This is a genomic window from Microbacterium sp. T3-8, from assembly GCF_055398145.1.
This window is the reverse complement of sequence record NZ_AP027918.1, coordinates 2,831,896-2,845,752: the sequence shown is the minus strand read 5'-3', so window position 1 is coordinate 2,845,752 and position 13,857 is coordinate 2,831,896. Positions and strand designations below refer to the sequence as shown.

Sequence of the window (13,857 nt, the reverse complement as noted above, 5' to 3'; positions counted from 1 at the left end):
CGCGTACCCTGGTGGGATGCCCGAGCAGCACCACCGCCCCGTGCGACGCCCCTCCGCCTCCTTCGACAACCTCGTCGGGGCGCACGATCCCGCCGAGGAGACGCGCATCGCGCACGCCACGGCATCCGCCCTGCTGGCGCGGGTGCGCGCCGACGAGAGCGGTGTGAGCGCCGATCGCCTGGTGGCGTTCACGGCCGAGCATGGGATCGACGAGATCGCGGAACTGTGGTCTAAGGCGCCCTCGCGCACGCTTCCCGGTGCGCTCTGGCGGCTGTACCTGCTGCAGTTGGCGATCCACACCGATCCGCAGACCTCGGCGCTGCTGTACGAGCGCGGACGGGTCGAGCTTCCCTCGGTCGACGCCGCCATCGCCGGTGCCCCGGTCCCGGCGAGCCCGGAGGAGATCGTCGCGCTGGTCGACACGATCCTGCGCGGAGCGTTCCGCGGCGACTTCGCGGTGGCGCTCGAGCGCGCGGCCGCGTTCTGCCGCGTACAGGCGTCCGGAGCGACGCATACGGCCGACGACTACGAGGCGACCGAGCCGGGGCGGGCCAGTGAACTGACGACCCGGGCGCTGCGACTGAGCAGCTATGCGCAGGACCTCTCCGCGGCGAGTGTGCTGTGGCGGTCGGGCGCGCTGGCCTGAGCGAACGAGTGCGGCCCGGAGGGAGAAGTCCGGGCAAGAAGTCCGGGCAAGAAAAAAGACCGGGCCGCAAGAACGCCTCTCGGCGGAAGGCCGCTCGCAGCGGCGAAAAATGGAGCCCGGGGTTATGCGGCCCGGCCTGTACCAGTGTAACGCGAGACGAGCGAAGGTATTCCCGGCGCTCTAGGCTCGGATCATGAACCGGCGCTTCGCACTCATGATCGATCCCGTCACCGCCGACGAGCAGCGTGCCGACTACGGTGACACGTTCACCCACGTCGACGCGGCGGCTCCCGCCCTCAGCGTGGGCGAGTTGAGCACGCAGCGCGGCGACGGCGTGTTCGAGTCGATCGGAGTGGTCGACGGACACGCCCAGGAGGTCCTGCCGCACCTCGAGCGTCTCGCGCACTCCGCACGCCTCTGCGACCTGCCCGCGCCGAACCTGGCGCAGTGGCGGCAGGCGATCGATCAGGCCGCCGACGAGTGCGGCGAGGGTGAGGCCGTCATCAAGCTCATCCTCAGCAGGGGAGTGGAGCACGGACCGACGCCGACGGCATGGGTGACCGCGGCCCCGGCGGCGGACTTCCGTGCCGTGCGCGCGAACGGTGTGCGTGTGGTGACCCTCGACCGCGGCTACGACCTCGGCGCCGCCGAACGGGCGCCGTGGCTGCTGCTGGGGGCGAAGACCCTCTCGTACGCCGTGAACATGGCCGCACTGCGGGAGGCGCACCGCCGTGACGCGGATGACGCGATCTTCCTCTCCAGCGACGGTTTCGTGCTCGAGGCGCCGACCGCGTCGCTGATCCTCCGGTTCGGAGACCGTTTCGTCACGCCGGCGCCGAACGGCGGCATCCTGCACGGCACCACGCAGCTGAGCGTCTACGAGCACCTCGCCGCCCGCGGTTTCGAGGTCGGGTACGACCGGATCCCGGCATCCGATCTTCCCCGGGCGGATGCCGCGTGGCTCGTGTCGAGCGTGCGCCTCGCGGCGGCGATCACCGCCGTCGACGGCGCCGCTCTCCCGGTCGACCAGCCTCTGACCGACGAGCTGAACACGTACCTGCTCTCGCCCCGCGACTGAGGCGGGCACCAGGTCCCCGAAGTCGTGCGGGGTCGGGGCGGGGAGGGCACGCGACAGGGCTCGGCGACCGAAGTCCCCGAGCCCTGTCAGACGGCCGACGGCGTCAGATCATCCGAAGCGGCCCGAGACGTAGTCCTCGGTGGCCTGCACGGACGGGGTGGTGAAGATCGACGTGGTGTCGTCGTACTCGATCAGCTTGCCGGGCTTGCCGGTGCCGGCGATGTTGAAGAACGCGGTCTTGTCGGAGACGCGCGACGCCTGCTGCATGTTGTGCGTGACGATGACGATCGTGAACTCGTTCTTGAGCTCGCCGATCAGCTCCTCGATCGCGTAGGTCGAGATCGGGTCGAGGGCCGAGCACGGCTCGTCCATCAGCAGCACCTCGGGCGAGACGGCGATCGCGCGGGCGATGCAGAGACGCTGCTGCTGTCCGCCCGAGAGGCCGGAACCCGGACGGTCGAGGCGGTCCTTGACCTCGTTCCACAGGTTCGCGCCGGTGAGCGACTTCTCGACGAGGTCGTCCTGGTCGCTCTTCGACATGCGGCTGTTGTTGAGCTTGACGCCCGCGAGCACGTTCTCCTTGATCGACATCGTGGGGAACGGGTTGGGGCGCTGGAAGACCATGCCCACCTGGCGACGCACGAGCACGGGGTCGACGCCGGGGCCGTAGAGGTCCTTGCCGTCGAGGAGCACCTCGCCCTCGACGCGAGCGCCGGGGATGACCTCGTGCATGCGGTTGAGGGTGCGGAGGAACGTGGACTTGCCGCAGCCCGAGGGGCCGATGAACGCGGTGACGCTGCGCGGCTGGATGTCGAGGGAGACGCCCTCCACGGCGAGGAAATTGCCGTAGTAGACGTTGAGGTCGTTGACTTCGATGCTCTTGGACACGTGTTTCCTGTTCTGAGTGGTCGGGCGCTCAGCGGCCGGAGGTCTTCGGGGCGAACAGCTTCGCGACGAGGCGCGCGAGCAGGTTCAGCACCATGACGATGAGGATGAGGGTGAGAGCAGCGGCCCAGGCCCGGGCGAGCGAAGCGTCCGGGTTGGTGCCCTGATTCATGTACTGGTTGTAGGCGAACACCGGAAGGGTCATCATCTGGCCGTTGAAGATGTTCGTGTTCAGGCTCTGCGTGAACCCGGCGGTGAGCAGCAGGGGAGCCGTCTCGCCGATCACGCGCGAGATCGCGAGCATGACCGAGGTCGTGATGCCGGCGATCGACGTCGGGAGCACGACCTTGAGGATCGTCAGCCACTTCGGCACACCGAGTGCGTACGACGCCTCGCGGAGCTCGTTCGGCACGATCTTGAGCAGCTCCTCGCTGCCTCGCACGACGACCGGGGTCATCAGCACGGCCAGGGCGAGGGCGCCCATGATGCCCATCGAGATGCCCGGCTTGAAGATCAGAGCGAAGACCGCGTAGATGAAGAGACCCGCGACGATCGAGGGGATGCCGGTCATGACGTCGACGAAGAACGTGATCGCCTTCGCGATCTTGCCGCGACCGTACTCGACGAGGTAGATCGAGGTCATGAGTCCGATCGGCACCGCGATGACCGTCGCCGTGAGGGTGATGAGCAGCGTGCCCCAGATCGCGTGGACGATGCCGCCGCCGTCGCCGATCACGTTGCGCATCGAGTAGCTGAAGAACTCGGCATCGAAGCGCTCGATGCCGTTGGAGACGACCGTCCACAGCAGCGAGATCAGCGGCAGCAGGGCGATGAGGAACGCTGTCGCGACGAGCGCCGTCATGAGGCGGTCGACGGCCTTGCGGCGGCTCTCGACGATCGAGGAGATGACCGTGATGAGCACCATGTAGAGCAGGAGCCCGATGATGACGGTGCCGGCGATGTTGAAGTCCGCGAGGCTGGTGCCGATCGCGGCGACGCCGAAGACGGCGGCGCTGACCGCGAGCGATCCGCCGAGCAGGGCCCATGGGGCCCACCGGGGGAGCTTGCCCGCGGTGAGCGACGCTGCCGGGGCCGAGGCGACGGCGGTCGGGGTGGGGGTGAGGACGGTCATGTCAGTTCGCTCCCGAGAACTCGGCGCGGCGGGCGACGATCCATCGCGCCAACGCGTTGACCGCGAAGGTCACGATGAAGAGGATGAGGCCGGTCGCGATGAGCGTGTTGACTCCGGTGCCGTGCGCTTCGGGGAAGGCCAGGGCGATGTTGGCGGGGATCGGCGTCGGGTTCGTCGCGGTGAGCACGAGGAAGCTGACGACGGCCGAGGGCGACAGCACCATGGTCACGGCCATGGTCTCGCCGAGTGCGCGGCCGAGGGCGAGCATCGCCGCCGAGACCATACCGCCGCGGGCGAACGGCAGAACGGCCATCCGCACCATCTCCCAGCGGGTGGAGCCGAGCGCGAGCGCCGCCTCCTCGTGGAGCTTCGGCGTCTGCAGGAAGACCTCGCGGCAGATGGCGGTCATGATCGGGATGCACATCACGGCGAGCACGAGGGATGCCGTGAGGATCGTCTTTCCCGTCGATGACACCTGGCCGCCGAAGAACGGCACCCAGGAGGCGTGGGTGTTGAGCCAGGCGTAGATCGGCTGGAGGAGGGGGGCGAGCACGAGGCCGCCCCAGAGACCGAAGACGACGGAGGGGACCGCGGCGAGCAGGTCGATCACGTAGCCGAGGAAGGCGGCGAGGCGACGGTGCGCGTAGTGCGAGATGAAGAGCGCGATGCCGATGGAGATCGGTGCGGCGATGAGCAGCGCGATGAACGAGGCCCAGAGCGTTCCGAAGACGAGGGGCCAGACGTACACCCAGAAGGATTCGCCCTTGAGGATGTGGTTGCCGGTGGTGTCGAGCTGGAACGCCGGGATGCTCTGGATGATGAGGAAGGCGGCGACCAGCGCGAGGACGACGAGGATGATGATCCCCGCTCCGAGAGCGGTACCGGAAAACACCCGGTCGCCGAGACGCTGCTTGGCCTTGATCGGTGCGTGCGGCGCTGCGGGCGCCTGCGCGGTCGTGCTCATGGTCTCCCTGTTTCGGGGCGGGGTGGAACGGGGGCTGACCGGGCGGAGCCCCCGCGTCCGATCGGGACGCGGGGGCACCGCCATCAGTCGATCGGCTGGATCAGCCGACCTGGATCAGGTCGATCGCGGCCTGGACCTGCTCGCGCAGCGAGTCCGAGATCGGGGCGCTGCCGGCGTTGTCCGCGGCGGCTTCCTGGCCCTCGGCGCTGGCGATGTAGGTGAGGTACTCCTTGACGAGCTCGGCGACGTTGGTGTCCTCGTACTGCTCGCACGCGATCAGGTAGCTGACCAGGGCGATCGGGTAGGAACCCTCGGCAGCGGATGCCGGGTCGACGTCGAAGACGAGGTCTCCGGCGCCACGTCCCTCGACGAGGGGCGAGCCCTCGACGAGCGCGGCAGCGGCCTCGGCCGAGTAGGCGACGAAGTCGCCGCCCACGCCGACGTGCACCTGGCCGAGGTCGCCGACCTGCGAGGCGTCGGCGAAGCCGATCGCGCCGTTGCCCGCGGTGATGGCCTGGACGACACCCGAGGTGCCCTGAGCGGCCTCGCCACCCTCGATCGGCCAGACATCGGCCGGCTCGTAGGTCCAGACGTCACCGGCGGTCGCCGAGAGGTACTTGGTGAAGGTCTCCTGCGTGCCCGAGGGGTCGGAGCGGTGGACCGGCGAGATCGCCAGGTCGGGCAGCTCGACGCCGTCGTTCAGGGCGGCGATCTCGGGAGCGTTCCAGTTGGTGATCGTGCCGGCGAAGATGCCCGCGATCGTGGCGGCGTCGAGGTTGAGCGTGTCGATGCCCTCGATGTTGAACGCGACGGCGACCGGCGAGATGTAGAGCGGGACCTCGACGATGTCGTCGGTCACGCAGGCGCCGAAGCCGCCGGCGGCGATCTCCTCGTCGTTGAACGCGCGGTCGGAGCCGATGAAGTTGCTGCCGCCCTCGAGGAAGTTCTCGCGGCCGGTGCCGGAGCCGGTGGGCTCGTAGTTGACGGTGACGTCGGGGTTCGCGGTCTGGAACGCGGCGACCCACGCCTCCTGCGCAGCGGTCTGCGACGACGCGCCGGTGGCGTCGATGGTGCCCGAGAGCGTGGAGTCGGAGGGGGCGTCGGACGAGCCGCCGGTGCCGCCTTCGTTCGCGGCGCAACCGGCCAGGGCGAGAGCAGCGACGGCGCCGATGGCGCCGATGCGAGCGATTCGGGAGATCTTCACTGTGGATCCGTTCGATCGTGGGAGGGGTTGAGGCCCGGTGCAGGGCACACAGTGACGCTAAGCGCGGCGGTTAACGAGACTCTCCCGCGCGGGTGAACGGAAGGTGAACGGCTGTCGACTCTCTGGGGTGCAAGCCCCGGAATTCCGGGCCGCGTCAGACCTTCGGAATGTGCGTCTCGATCGAGATGATGCCGGATCCGGGGTTCGTGGCCGAGAGGTGAACCACGGAGAACGCCGCCGGCTCGAGGTCGGCCGCGCTGCTGAGGTAGGAGCCCTGGATCGTCGCGGTCGCGAGCGCGATCTCGGACAGGAGGCCGGGCAGAACGGGCCCGTGGCTGCAGAGCACGGCGGGCTTGCCGGAGCGTACGCGCCGCCCGACCACCGAGCGCAGATCGGAGGTGCCGTCCTCCCAGGCGTCCTGGCTGATGAGCTCGGTGCGCACGGCCTTGCGATCGAGCGCCTTGGCGAGCGGCTTCACGGTCTCGACGCATCGGACGGCGTCGCTCGTCACGATCTTCCGCACGCCGAACGCGCGCAGAGGGCCGACGATCGACTTCGCCTGTCGGCGCCCGCGATCGGCGAGCGGGCGCTCGGCATCCGTACCGTCCCATTCGGAACGCGACAACGCCTTGGCGTGCCGCAGCACGATCAGTGGGAACGTACGCAGCGCGCCGTCCTCGACCAGACGGGCGAAGAAATCGAGGATCTCGTGGTCGACCGGGTAGCTGAGGCGCTCCCTGGCCTTCTTCACGCTGGCCCACTCGATCGCCGCGATCTCCCGGTTGGGCACGAACGTCGACGCGCGGATAGCGTCGTCGGTGGCCTCGGCGGCCCAGTAGTGCACGACCTTCTGCTTCATCGACGCGAGGTTGTAGCGGCTCACGCCCACCGGAACGCCCAGGGAGACGCGGATGCCGGTCTCCTCCTGCACCTCGCGCACGGCGGTCTCGGCGAGCATCTCGCCGGGATCGACCTTGCCCTTGGGCAGGGTGACGTCACGGTATTTGGTGCGGTGGATCAGCAGGATGCGCAGCTTGCCGTCGACGATGCGCCAGACGACGGCCCCGGCCGCGTAGACGGCCTTGTCCGTCCACTTCGACCGCTCTGCGAAGGTCTGTCCGACCGTCATCGAACCGCCCGCGCACGCCGGCGTCGCTGAATCTGACCCATGGTCTTATCCTGCAGGTCGATCAGCGGCTTGCCGTCGGCATCCGCGGCGTGGCGCTCCCACACGCCGGCCGCGCCGAGGTGCCAGGAACTCGTCCCCGGATCCATCGCGAGGTCGAAGAACGCCAGGAGTTCCTTCAGATGCGCGGGTTCGGTGACGCGGACGAGCGCCTCGACGCGTCGGTCGAGGTTGCGGTGCATCATGTCGGCGCTGCCGATGTAGATCTGCGGATCGCCGCCGTTCTCGAAGGCGAAGATGCGCGAGTGCTCGAGATAGCGGCCCAGGATGCTGCGCACCGTGATGTTGTCGCTGATGCCGTCGAGATCCGTGCGGAGGCTGCAGATGCCACGCACCCACACGTCGACCTTCACCCCGGCCACGCTGGCACGGTAGAGCGCGTCGATGATCTCCTCGTCGACCATCGAGTTGACCTTGATGCGGATGTGCGCGGGCTTGCCGGCGACGGCGTTGGCGCGCTCGTTGTCGATCTGGCGCACGAGTCCCTTGCGCAGGTGCAGGGGCGCGACGAGCAGACGCTTGAACTTCTTCTCGATCGCGTAGCCGCTCAGCTCGTTGAAGAGGCGGGTGAGGTCTTTTCCGACCTGCGCGTCCGCGGTGAACAGGCCGAAGTCCTCGTAGATGCGGCTGGTCTTCGGGTTGTAGTTTCCGGTGCCGACGTGCGAGTAGTGCTGGAGCTTGCCGTCTTCCTCGCGGATCACGAGGGCGAGCTTGCAGTGCGTCTTGAGCCCGACCAGGCCGTACACGACGTGCACGCCGGCCTTCTCGAGTTTGCGCGCCCAGACGATGTTGTTCGCCTCGTCGAATCGTGCCTTGACCTCGACCAGGGCGAGCACCTGCTTGCCCGCTTCGGCGGCGTCGATCAGCGCCTGCACGACGGGGCTGTCTCCCGAGGTGCGGTACAGGGTCTGCTTGATGGCGAGCACATGCGGATCACGGGCCGCCTGCTCGAGGAACGCCTGCACGCTCGTGGTGAACGACTCGTACGGGTGGTGCACGAGCACGTCGGACTTGCGGATGGCCTTGAACATGTCGGCACGCGTGCTGCTGTCGCCGGGCTGGAACGCGACCGCCGTGGTCGGAACGTGCGGCGGGTACCGCAGATCGGGGCGCTCGATGCGCGAGAGGCCGAAGAGTCCGCGGAGGTCGAGCGGCCCGGGGAGACGGTAGACCTCCTGGTCGGTGATGTCGAGTTCCTTCACCAGCAGCTCGAGGGTCACGTCGTCCATGTCGTCGGTGATCTCGAGGCGGATCGGCGGTCCGAACCGGCGGCGCAGCAGCTCGGCCTCGAGCGCCTGGATGAGGTTCTCGCTCTCGTCCTCCTCGATCTCGACGTCTTCGTTGCGGGTGAGGCGGAAGGCGTGGTGGTCGAGCACCTCCATACCGGGGAAGAGGTCTCCGAGGTGGTTGGCGATGAGCTCTTCGAGGCGCAGGTAGCGCGAGATCTCGCTGTTGCCCGGCACCTCCACGAACCGAGGCAGCATCGGCGGCACCTTGAGGCGCGCGAACTCCTGGCGACCCGTGCGTGCGTTGCGGATGCGGATCGCAAGGTTGAGCGACAGCCCCGAGATGTAGGGGAACGGATGCGCCGGATCGACCGCGAGGGGCATGAGCACCGGGAACACCTGGGCCTGGAAGTAGTCGGTCAGGCCCGCGCGCTCGTCGTCGGTCAGCTCGTCCCACTCCGTGATCTCGACACCGGCGTCGGCGAGGGCCGGGCGCACGAGCGACGTCCAGGCATCCGCGTGCCGCAGCTGCAGCGCATGCGCCTCGCGCGAGATGTCGGCGAGGGCGTCGGAGGGGGAGCGGCCGATGTTGGTCGGCACGGCGAGGCCGGTGATGATGCGCCGTTTGAGGCCGGCGACGCGCACCATGAAGAACTCGTCGAGGTTGCTGGCGAAGATGGCCAGGAAGTTCGCCCGCTCGAGTTCGGGGAGCGAGGGATCCTCGGCCAGCTCGAGCACGCGCTGGTTGAACGCGAGCCAACTCAGCTCGCGATCGAGGTACCGGTGGTCCGGGAGGAGCGAGTCGGGGGCCTCGACGGCATCGAAGTCGTCGTCTTCGGCGTCGCCGAGACCTGCGTCGGCGAGAGCGGGATCCATCATGGGGTACATCTAAGCACCGAGAGGTGACACGCGCGTGAACGGATGCCCTCGGTTACCGCGAGCCCACCAGGGTGTCGTCCTCGTACACGTTGAAGCGGTAGCCGACGTTGCGGACCGTTCCGATGATCTGATCGGCGTCGCCGAGCTTGGCCCGCAGGCGCCGCACGTGCACGTCGACCGTGCGCGTGCCGCCGAAGTAGTCGTAGCCCCAGACCTCGCTGAGCAGCTGCTCGCGCGTGAACACCCGCGAGGGGTGCGTGGCGAGGAAGTGCAGGAGCTGGAACTCCTTGTAGGTGAGGTCGAGCGGCTTGCCGTGCAGCTTGGCGGAGTACGACTGCTCGTCGATCGTGACGCCGGATGCCTGCACACGCGTCGGAGCCGCAGCGTCGTCGCGGCGCGCGATCGCGAGCCGCAGGCGGGCGTCGGTCTCGGCGGGGCCGGCGGTCGAGAGCAGCACGTCGTCGATGCCCCAGTCGCCGGAGACGGCGCTCATGCCGCCTTCGGTGACGATGAGCAATAGCGGCGCCTCCTGGCCGGTCGCGCGGAGCAGACGGCACAGCGACTTGGCGCCCGCGAGGTCGGTGCGGGCATCGACGATCACGATGTCGTACTCGGGGGCGCTCACCAGCCGCGCGGGCTCTGCGGGGATCTGGCGGACGGTGTGGCTGAGCAGCTCCAGCGCGGGCAGGACCGACTCCTCGGCAGGAGCATTCGTCAAGACCAGGATCTGGGGCACGCGTACTCCTCACCGGCGCGCGGGTCAACGCCGTGCGGCAATAATACCGGGGTCGATGAGTGACAATGGACGCATGACGCAACCCGCACTCGCTCCGCGCAGCCCGCTCGCCGGCGTGGTCGCCGTCTGGGCGGTCGCTCTGGTGGGCGCCGTGGCGATCGGCATCCTGGTCGGTGAGGAGTGGCGCATCCCGTGGATGCTGGTGGCCTTCGGCGGCGCCGTGCTCCTCTCGTTCGCCGTGCAGCTCTGGTACGGCCGCACCGAGGGATTCATCTTCCGGGTGGCGGGGAGCGTGATCGGCGCGCTGCTGCTCATGGGCGTGATCTCGGTCGGATTCGGGCTCGCCGCCCTCGCCACCGCCTCCGCCTGACAGTCGCGCTCACGCGCGGTAGGGTGGGAGCCATGGATCTCATGGCGCTCGAACTCTTCTTCATCGGCCTGCTGGGTCTGGCGAGCCTCGCGATCGTCTTCGTCTCGGCGGTCGTGCTGCGCAACCTCTTCCGCGGCCAGCGCTGAGCCGATCGTGCTCGAGCTTCCCACCGACCTCCCGGCCGACCTCGCCCCGCTCTCGTGGCTGATCGGCGTCTGGGAGGGAACAGGTGTCATCGACTACCCCGTCGGAGATGAGCGGCTGCAGGGCGAGTTCACGCATCGCGTGAGCTTCAGCCATGATGGCGGCCCGTTCCTGAACTACTCGGCCACCGCCACCTTCCTCACGGAGGAGGGCTCCCCGGCCTCCGCCCTGCTGGCCGAGACCGGTTTCTGGCGTCTCGCGCGCCCGGCGACGGACGCGGATGCCGGTCCGGCACTGCTGCCCCCGACCGCGGACGCCGTGGCCCGCACGGTCGACGACGTCGAGGAGCTGCGCGCCGAGAGCGGCGGCTTCCCGATCGAGGTGTCGCTCGCCCACGCCGACGGTGCGCTCGAGCTGTACCTGGGTGAGATCAACGGCCCGCGCATCGATATCGCCACGGATGCCGTGGTGCGCAGCTCCGGAGCCAAGGCGCACACCGCCTCCTCCCGGATGTACGGCCTGGTCGACGGCCACCTGCTGTGGGCCTGGGACATCGCGGCCCTCGGCACCCCGTTGCGCTCGCACGCCTCCGCGCGACTGGCCAAGGTCTGACGTGGGCGCATTCGCCGAGATCGACGGCGCCGTCTCCGACGGAGACGTGATCGCACACTTCGGCGACGCGTTCCGCGAGCAGCGCCGCCTCGCCGAGGGCGCTGCCTTCGTCCCGCTCGGCGATCGGGTCGTGATCGAGGTCGCGGGGCCCGAGCGGCTGAGCTGGCTCGACTCCATCACCTCGCAGGCGCTCGGCCGTCTCGCTCCGGGTGAGAGCACCGAGTTGCTGATCCTCGACCCGCAGGGTCGGGTCGAGCACGCGGCCGGAGTCCTCGACGACGGCGCATCGACCTGGTTGCTGGCGGATGCCGGTGACGCCGAAGCGCTCGCCGGATGGCTGACCCGCATGAAGTTCCGCGCGCAGGCCTCCGTCGGCATCCGTCCGGATCTCGTTCCGATCGGATTCCTCGACGGCGGAGCGATCGCGCCGTTGGTGGTCACGGCGGCGGCCGCACCGAGCGGTGCGCCCCTGATCTGGGCCGATCCGTGGCAGCACGTGTCCGCGGGCGGGCACCAGTACGCCGAGGTCGCAGCGCACCCCGCCGCCGACTACGCGTGGCGGGTCGCGCTGCTGACGACCGAGGCCGCGGATGCTCTCGCGGTGTCGGCCGATCGCGACGCGCTGGCCGGGCTCCTCGCAGCAGAGGCGTTGCGCGTCGCCGCCTGGCGTCCGCGCTGGGCGACCGAGGTCGATGAGCGCTCCCTGCCGCACGAGTCCGATTGGATCCGCAGCGCCGTGCACCTGAACAAGGGCTGCTACCGCGGGCAGGAGACGGTCGCCAAGGTGCACAACCTCGGGCACCCGCCGCGGCGTCTGGCTGCGCTGCAGCTCGACGGCAGCGACGCGGTGCTGCCGGAGGCCGGGGCATCCGTGTTCGCGGGCGACGAGGAGGTCGGGCACCTGACCTCCGTGGCCCGGCATTTCGAGGACGGGCCGATCGCGCTCGCGATCCTCAGCCGCCGCGCACCGGTCGGCGACCTCGTCGTGCGAGCCGACGGCCTCGAGATCGCGGCTTCGCAGCAGGTCATCGTTCCGGCGGATGCCGGTGCGACGGCCGACATCCCGCGCCTCACCCGTCTGTCCCGTCGCCCGTCGGCGCCGGACCCCCGCGCGCAGGTCTAGACCGACCGGGCTCCCGTTCAGGTCGCGGGCGCGACCGCCGACCACGGCAGCGTGAGCTCGCCCAGTCGCCACCGCGTCCGGCCGCCGAGCACGGGCCACCCCTGTGCGCGCAGCGCGCCCGCGGCGGCGAGGAATCGCTGGGTCGCTCCGAACGTCGACAGTCCGGCGGCCCGATCCCACTCGCGGTCGAGGTCGGTCAGGAGGGCGTGAATGCGTTCGCCGGGGACGTTGCGGTGGATCAGAGCCTTCGGGAGACGCTCCGCGACGATGCTCGGACGGTCGAGATCGGCGAGCCGGAGCGAGAGGGTGAAGCGCAGCGGAGCAGCGTCCGGGGCGACGTCGATCCAGCTCGCGATGCGCCCGATCTCATCGCACGTGCCCTCGAACAACAGCCCACCGGGCGCCAGGCGCGAGGTCATGCGCGCCCAGGCATCCGGCACGTCCTGCTCGTCGTACTGGCGGAGCACGTTCATCGACCGGATGACCGCCGCGCGGCGTCCGTCGGGAATCGGCACCTCGAACCCGCCGCGGCCGAACGAGACGGGAAGGTCGGCGGCGAACGGCGTGCGGCCCGCGCGCACCTCCGCGAGCTGCATCTCGGCGCTCGCGACGCGCGCGGGATCGATCTCGAGCCCGCGCACCTCGACGTCGGGCCGCACACGCACGAGGCGGGTCGCGAGCTCGAACGCGGTCACGCCGCTCGCCCCGTACCCGAGGTCGACGACGAGGGGATCGGACGCTCGACGGAGAGCGTCGCTCGCGGCGATCCAGCGGTCGTTGCGCCGCAGCCGGTTGGTCCCGGTGGTGCCGCGCGTGGACCTGCCGAGGGGAGATGACGCCATGTCTCCATCCTCCCAGCATCCTGTTCGGTCGCACCGTCCGGGCGGATAAACTGACGACATGACTGCGAAGCGCACCCTCATCCTGCTCCGTCACGGCCGGAGCGAGTGGAACGAACTGAACCTCTTCACCGGCTGGGTGGACGTCCGCCTGAACGAGCAGGGGCAGAAGGAGGCACGCCGCGGCGGAGAGCTGCTCGCCGAATCCGGCATCCTGCCCGACGTGCTGCACACCTCGCTGCTGAGCCGCGCGATCCAGACCGCGAACATCGCCCTCGACGCCGCCGACCGGCTGTGGATCCCGGTGACGCGCTCGTGGCGCCTCAACGAGCGTCACTACGGTGCTCTGCAGGGCAAGGACAAGGCGCAGACGCTCGAGGAGTTCGGTCCCGAGCAGTTCCAGCTGTGGCGTCGCTCGTTCGACGTGCCGCCGCCCGTGCTCGACGACGACAGCGAATTCAGCCAGGTGCACGACGTCCGCTATGCGGGCATCGACGGCGAGGTGCCGCGCACCGAGTCGCTCAAGCTCGTCATCGATCGACTCCTCCCGTACTGGGAGAGCGCGATCGTCCCCGACCTCGAGGCCGGCAAGACCGTGCTCGTCACGGCGCACGGCAACTCGCTGCGCGGCCTCGTGAAGCACCTCGAGGGCATCAGCGACGAAGACATCGCCGAGCTGAACATCCCCACCGGCATCCCGCTCGTCTACGAACTCGACGAGAACAACGTGCCCACCGGTCCCGGCCGCTACCTCGACCCCGAGGCCGCCGCTGCCGGTGCCGCCGCGGTCGCCGCGCAGGGCAAGAAGTAACCTCCACGCACGACACGACGAA

14 protein-coding genes are annotated in these 13,857 nt (G+C 69.4%); 6 read left to right on the top strand and 8 right to left on the bottom strand.

Annotation, left to right across the window (positions count from 1 at the left end; genetic code table 11):
• Nucleotides 1-16: 16 nt before the first annotated feature.
• Together ACZ5Y9_RS13630 and ACZ5Y9_RS13625 are read left to right on the top strand one after the other, a co-directional pair.
• Nucleotides 17-646 carry a DNA-directed RNA polymerase subunit beta gene (locus ACZ5Y9_RS13630; protein WP_247625035.1) on the top strand — a complete coding sequence of 210 codons (630 nt, stop codon included), beginning with the start codon at nt 17-19 and terminating at the stop codon, nt 644-646.
• A 193-nt stretch (nt 647-839) separates the two neighbouring features.
• Nucleotides 840-1,724, top strand: coding sequence for an aminodeoxychorismate lyase (locus ACZ5Y9_RS13625; protein ID WP_464471569.1), 885 nt, complete (start codon nt 840-842; stop codon nt 1,722-1,724).
• A gap of 108 nt (nt 1,725-1,832) precedes the next feature.
• On the opposite strand, the gene pstB is transcribed toward ACZ5Y9_RS13625, so the two are convergent.
• The 7 genes from pstB to ACZ5Y9_RS13590 form a co-directional block, all read right to left on the bottom strand.
• On the bottom strand, nt 1,833-2,612 hold the full coding sequence (pstB, locus tag ACZ5Y9_RS13620; RefSeq protein WP_247625033.1) for a phosphate ABC transporter ATP-binding protein PstB: 780 nt from the start codon (nt 2,610-2,612) through the stop codon (nt 1,833-1,835).
• Between the two features lie 28 nt (nt 2,613-2,640).
• The gene (gene pstA / locus ACZ5Y9_RS13615) at nt 2,641-3,741 is read right to left on the bottom strand and encodes a phosphate ABC transporter permease PstA (protein WP_247625032.1); all 1,101 of its coding nucleotides are present in this window, start codon (nt 3,739-3,741) and stop codon (nt 2,641-2,643) included.
• Between the two features lies 1 nt (nt 3,742).
• Nucleotides 3,743-4,705 (bottom strand): phosphate ABC transporter permease subunit PstC, encoded by a 963-nt coding sequence (gene pstC, locus ACZ5Y9_RS13610; protein WP_247625031.1) that lies wholly within the window; start codon nt 4,703-4,705, stop codon nt 3,743-3,745.
• Nucleotides 4,706-4,805: 100 nt separating this feature from the next.
• Nucleotides 4,806-5,909 (bottom strand): phosphate ABC transporter substrate-binding protein PstS, encoded by a 1,104-nt coding sequence (locus ACZ5Y9_RS13605; protein ID WP_247634191.1) that lies wholly within the window; start codon nt 5,907-5,909, stop codon nt 4,806-4,808.
• A 154-nt stretch (nt 5,910-6,063) separates the two neighbouring features.
• Nucleotides 6,064-7,038 carry an NUDIX hydrolase gene (locus tag ACZ5Y9_RS13600; protein ID WP_247625029.1) on the bottom strand — a complete coding sequence of 325 codons (975 nt, stop codon included), beginning with the start codon at nt 7,036-7,038 and terminating at the stop codon, nt 6,064-6,066.
• Nucleotides 7,035-9,200 carry an RNA degradosome polyphosphate kinase gene (locus tag ACZ5Y9_RS13595; protein ID WP_247956680.1) on the bottom strand — a complete coding sequence of 722 codons (2,166 nt, stop codon included), beginning with the start codon at nt 9,198-9,200 and terminating at the stop codon, nt 7,035-7,037. The genes ACZ5Y9_RS13600 and ACZ5Y9_RS13595 overlap by 4 nt, the downstream gene beginning before the upstream one ends.
• A 52-nt stretch (nt 9,201-9,252) precedes the next feature.
• Nucleotides 9,253-9,936, bottom strand: a complete 684-nt coding sequence (locus ACZ5Y9_RS13590) for a winged helix-turn-helix transcriptional regulator (RefSeq protein ID WP_247625027.1) — start codon at nt 9,934-9,936, stop codon at nt 9,253-9,255.
• A gap of 73 nt (nt 9,937-10,009) precedes the next feature.
• Here ACZ5Y9_RS13590 and ACZ5Y9_RS13585 point away from each other — a divergent pair, with 73 nt between their 5' ends.
• The 3 genes from ACZ5Y9_RS13585 (at nt 10,010) to ygfZ (ending at nt 12,185) form a co-directional block, all read left to right on the top strand.
• Nucleotides 10,010-10,306 carry a hypothetical protein gene (locus ACZ5Y9_RS13585; RefSeq protein WP_247625026.1) on the top strand — a complete coding sequence of 99 codons (297 nt, stop codon included), beginning with the start codon at nt 10,010-10,012 and terminating at the stop codon, nt 10,304-10,306.
• 153 nt (nt 10,307-10,459) lie between these two features.
• Nucleotides 10,460-11,062 carry a heme-binding beta-barrel domain-containing protein gene (locus ACZ5Y9_RS13580; RefSeq protein ID WP_464471568.1) on the top strand — a complete coding sequence of 201 codons (603 nt, stop codon included), beginning with the start codon at nt 10,460-10,462 and terminating at the stop codon, nt 11,060-11,062.
• 1 nt (nt 11,063) lies between these two features.
• Nucleotides 11,064-12,185 carry a CAF17-like 4Fe-4S cluster assembly/insertion protein YgfZ gene (gene ygfZ, locus ACZ5Y9_RS13575; protein WP_404598297.1) on the top strand — a complete coding sequence of 374 codons (1,122 nt, stop codon included), beginning with the start codon at nt 11,064-11,066 and terminating at the stop codon, nt 12,183-12,185.
• Between the two features lie 17 nt (nt 12,186-12,202).
• On the opposite strand, the gene ACZ5Y9_RS13570 is transcribed toward ygfZ, so the two are convergent.
• Nucleotides 12,203-13,027, bottom strand: coding sequence for a methyltransferase domain-containing protein (locus ACZ5Y9_RS13570; RefSeq protein WP_464471567.1), 825 nt, complete (start codon nt 13,025-13,027; stop codon nt 12,203-12,205).
• A 58-nt stretch (nt 13,028-13,085) separates the two neighbouring features.
• On the opposite strand from ACZ5Y9_RS13570, the gene ACZ5Y9_RS13565 reads away from it, so the two are divergent.
• Nucleotides 13,086-13,835: a phosphoglyceromutase gene (locus ACZ5Y9_RS13565; RefSeq protein WP_247625022.1), complete on the top strand. Its 750-nt coding sequence runs from the start codon at nt 13,086-13,088 to the stop codon at nt 13,833-13,835.
• Nucleotides 13,836-13,857 lie beyond the last annotated feature (22 nt).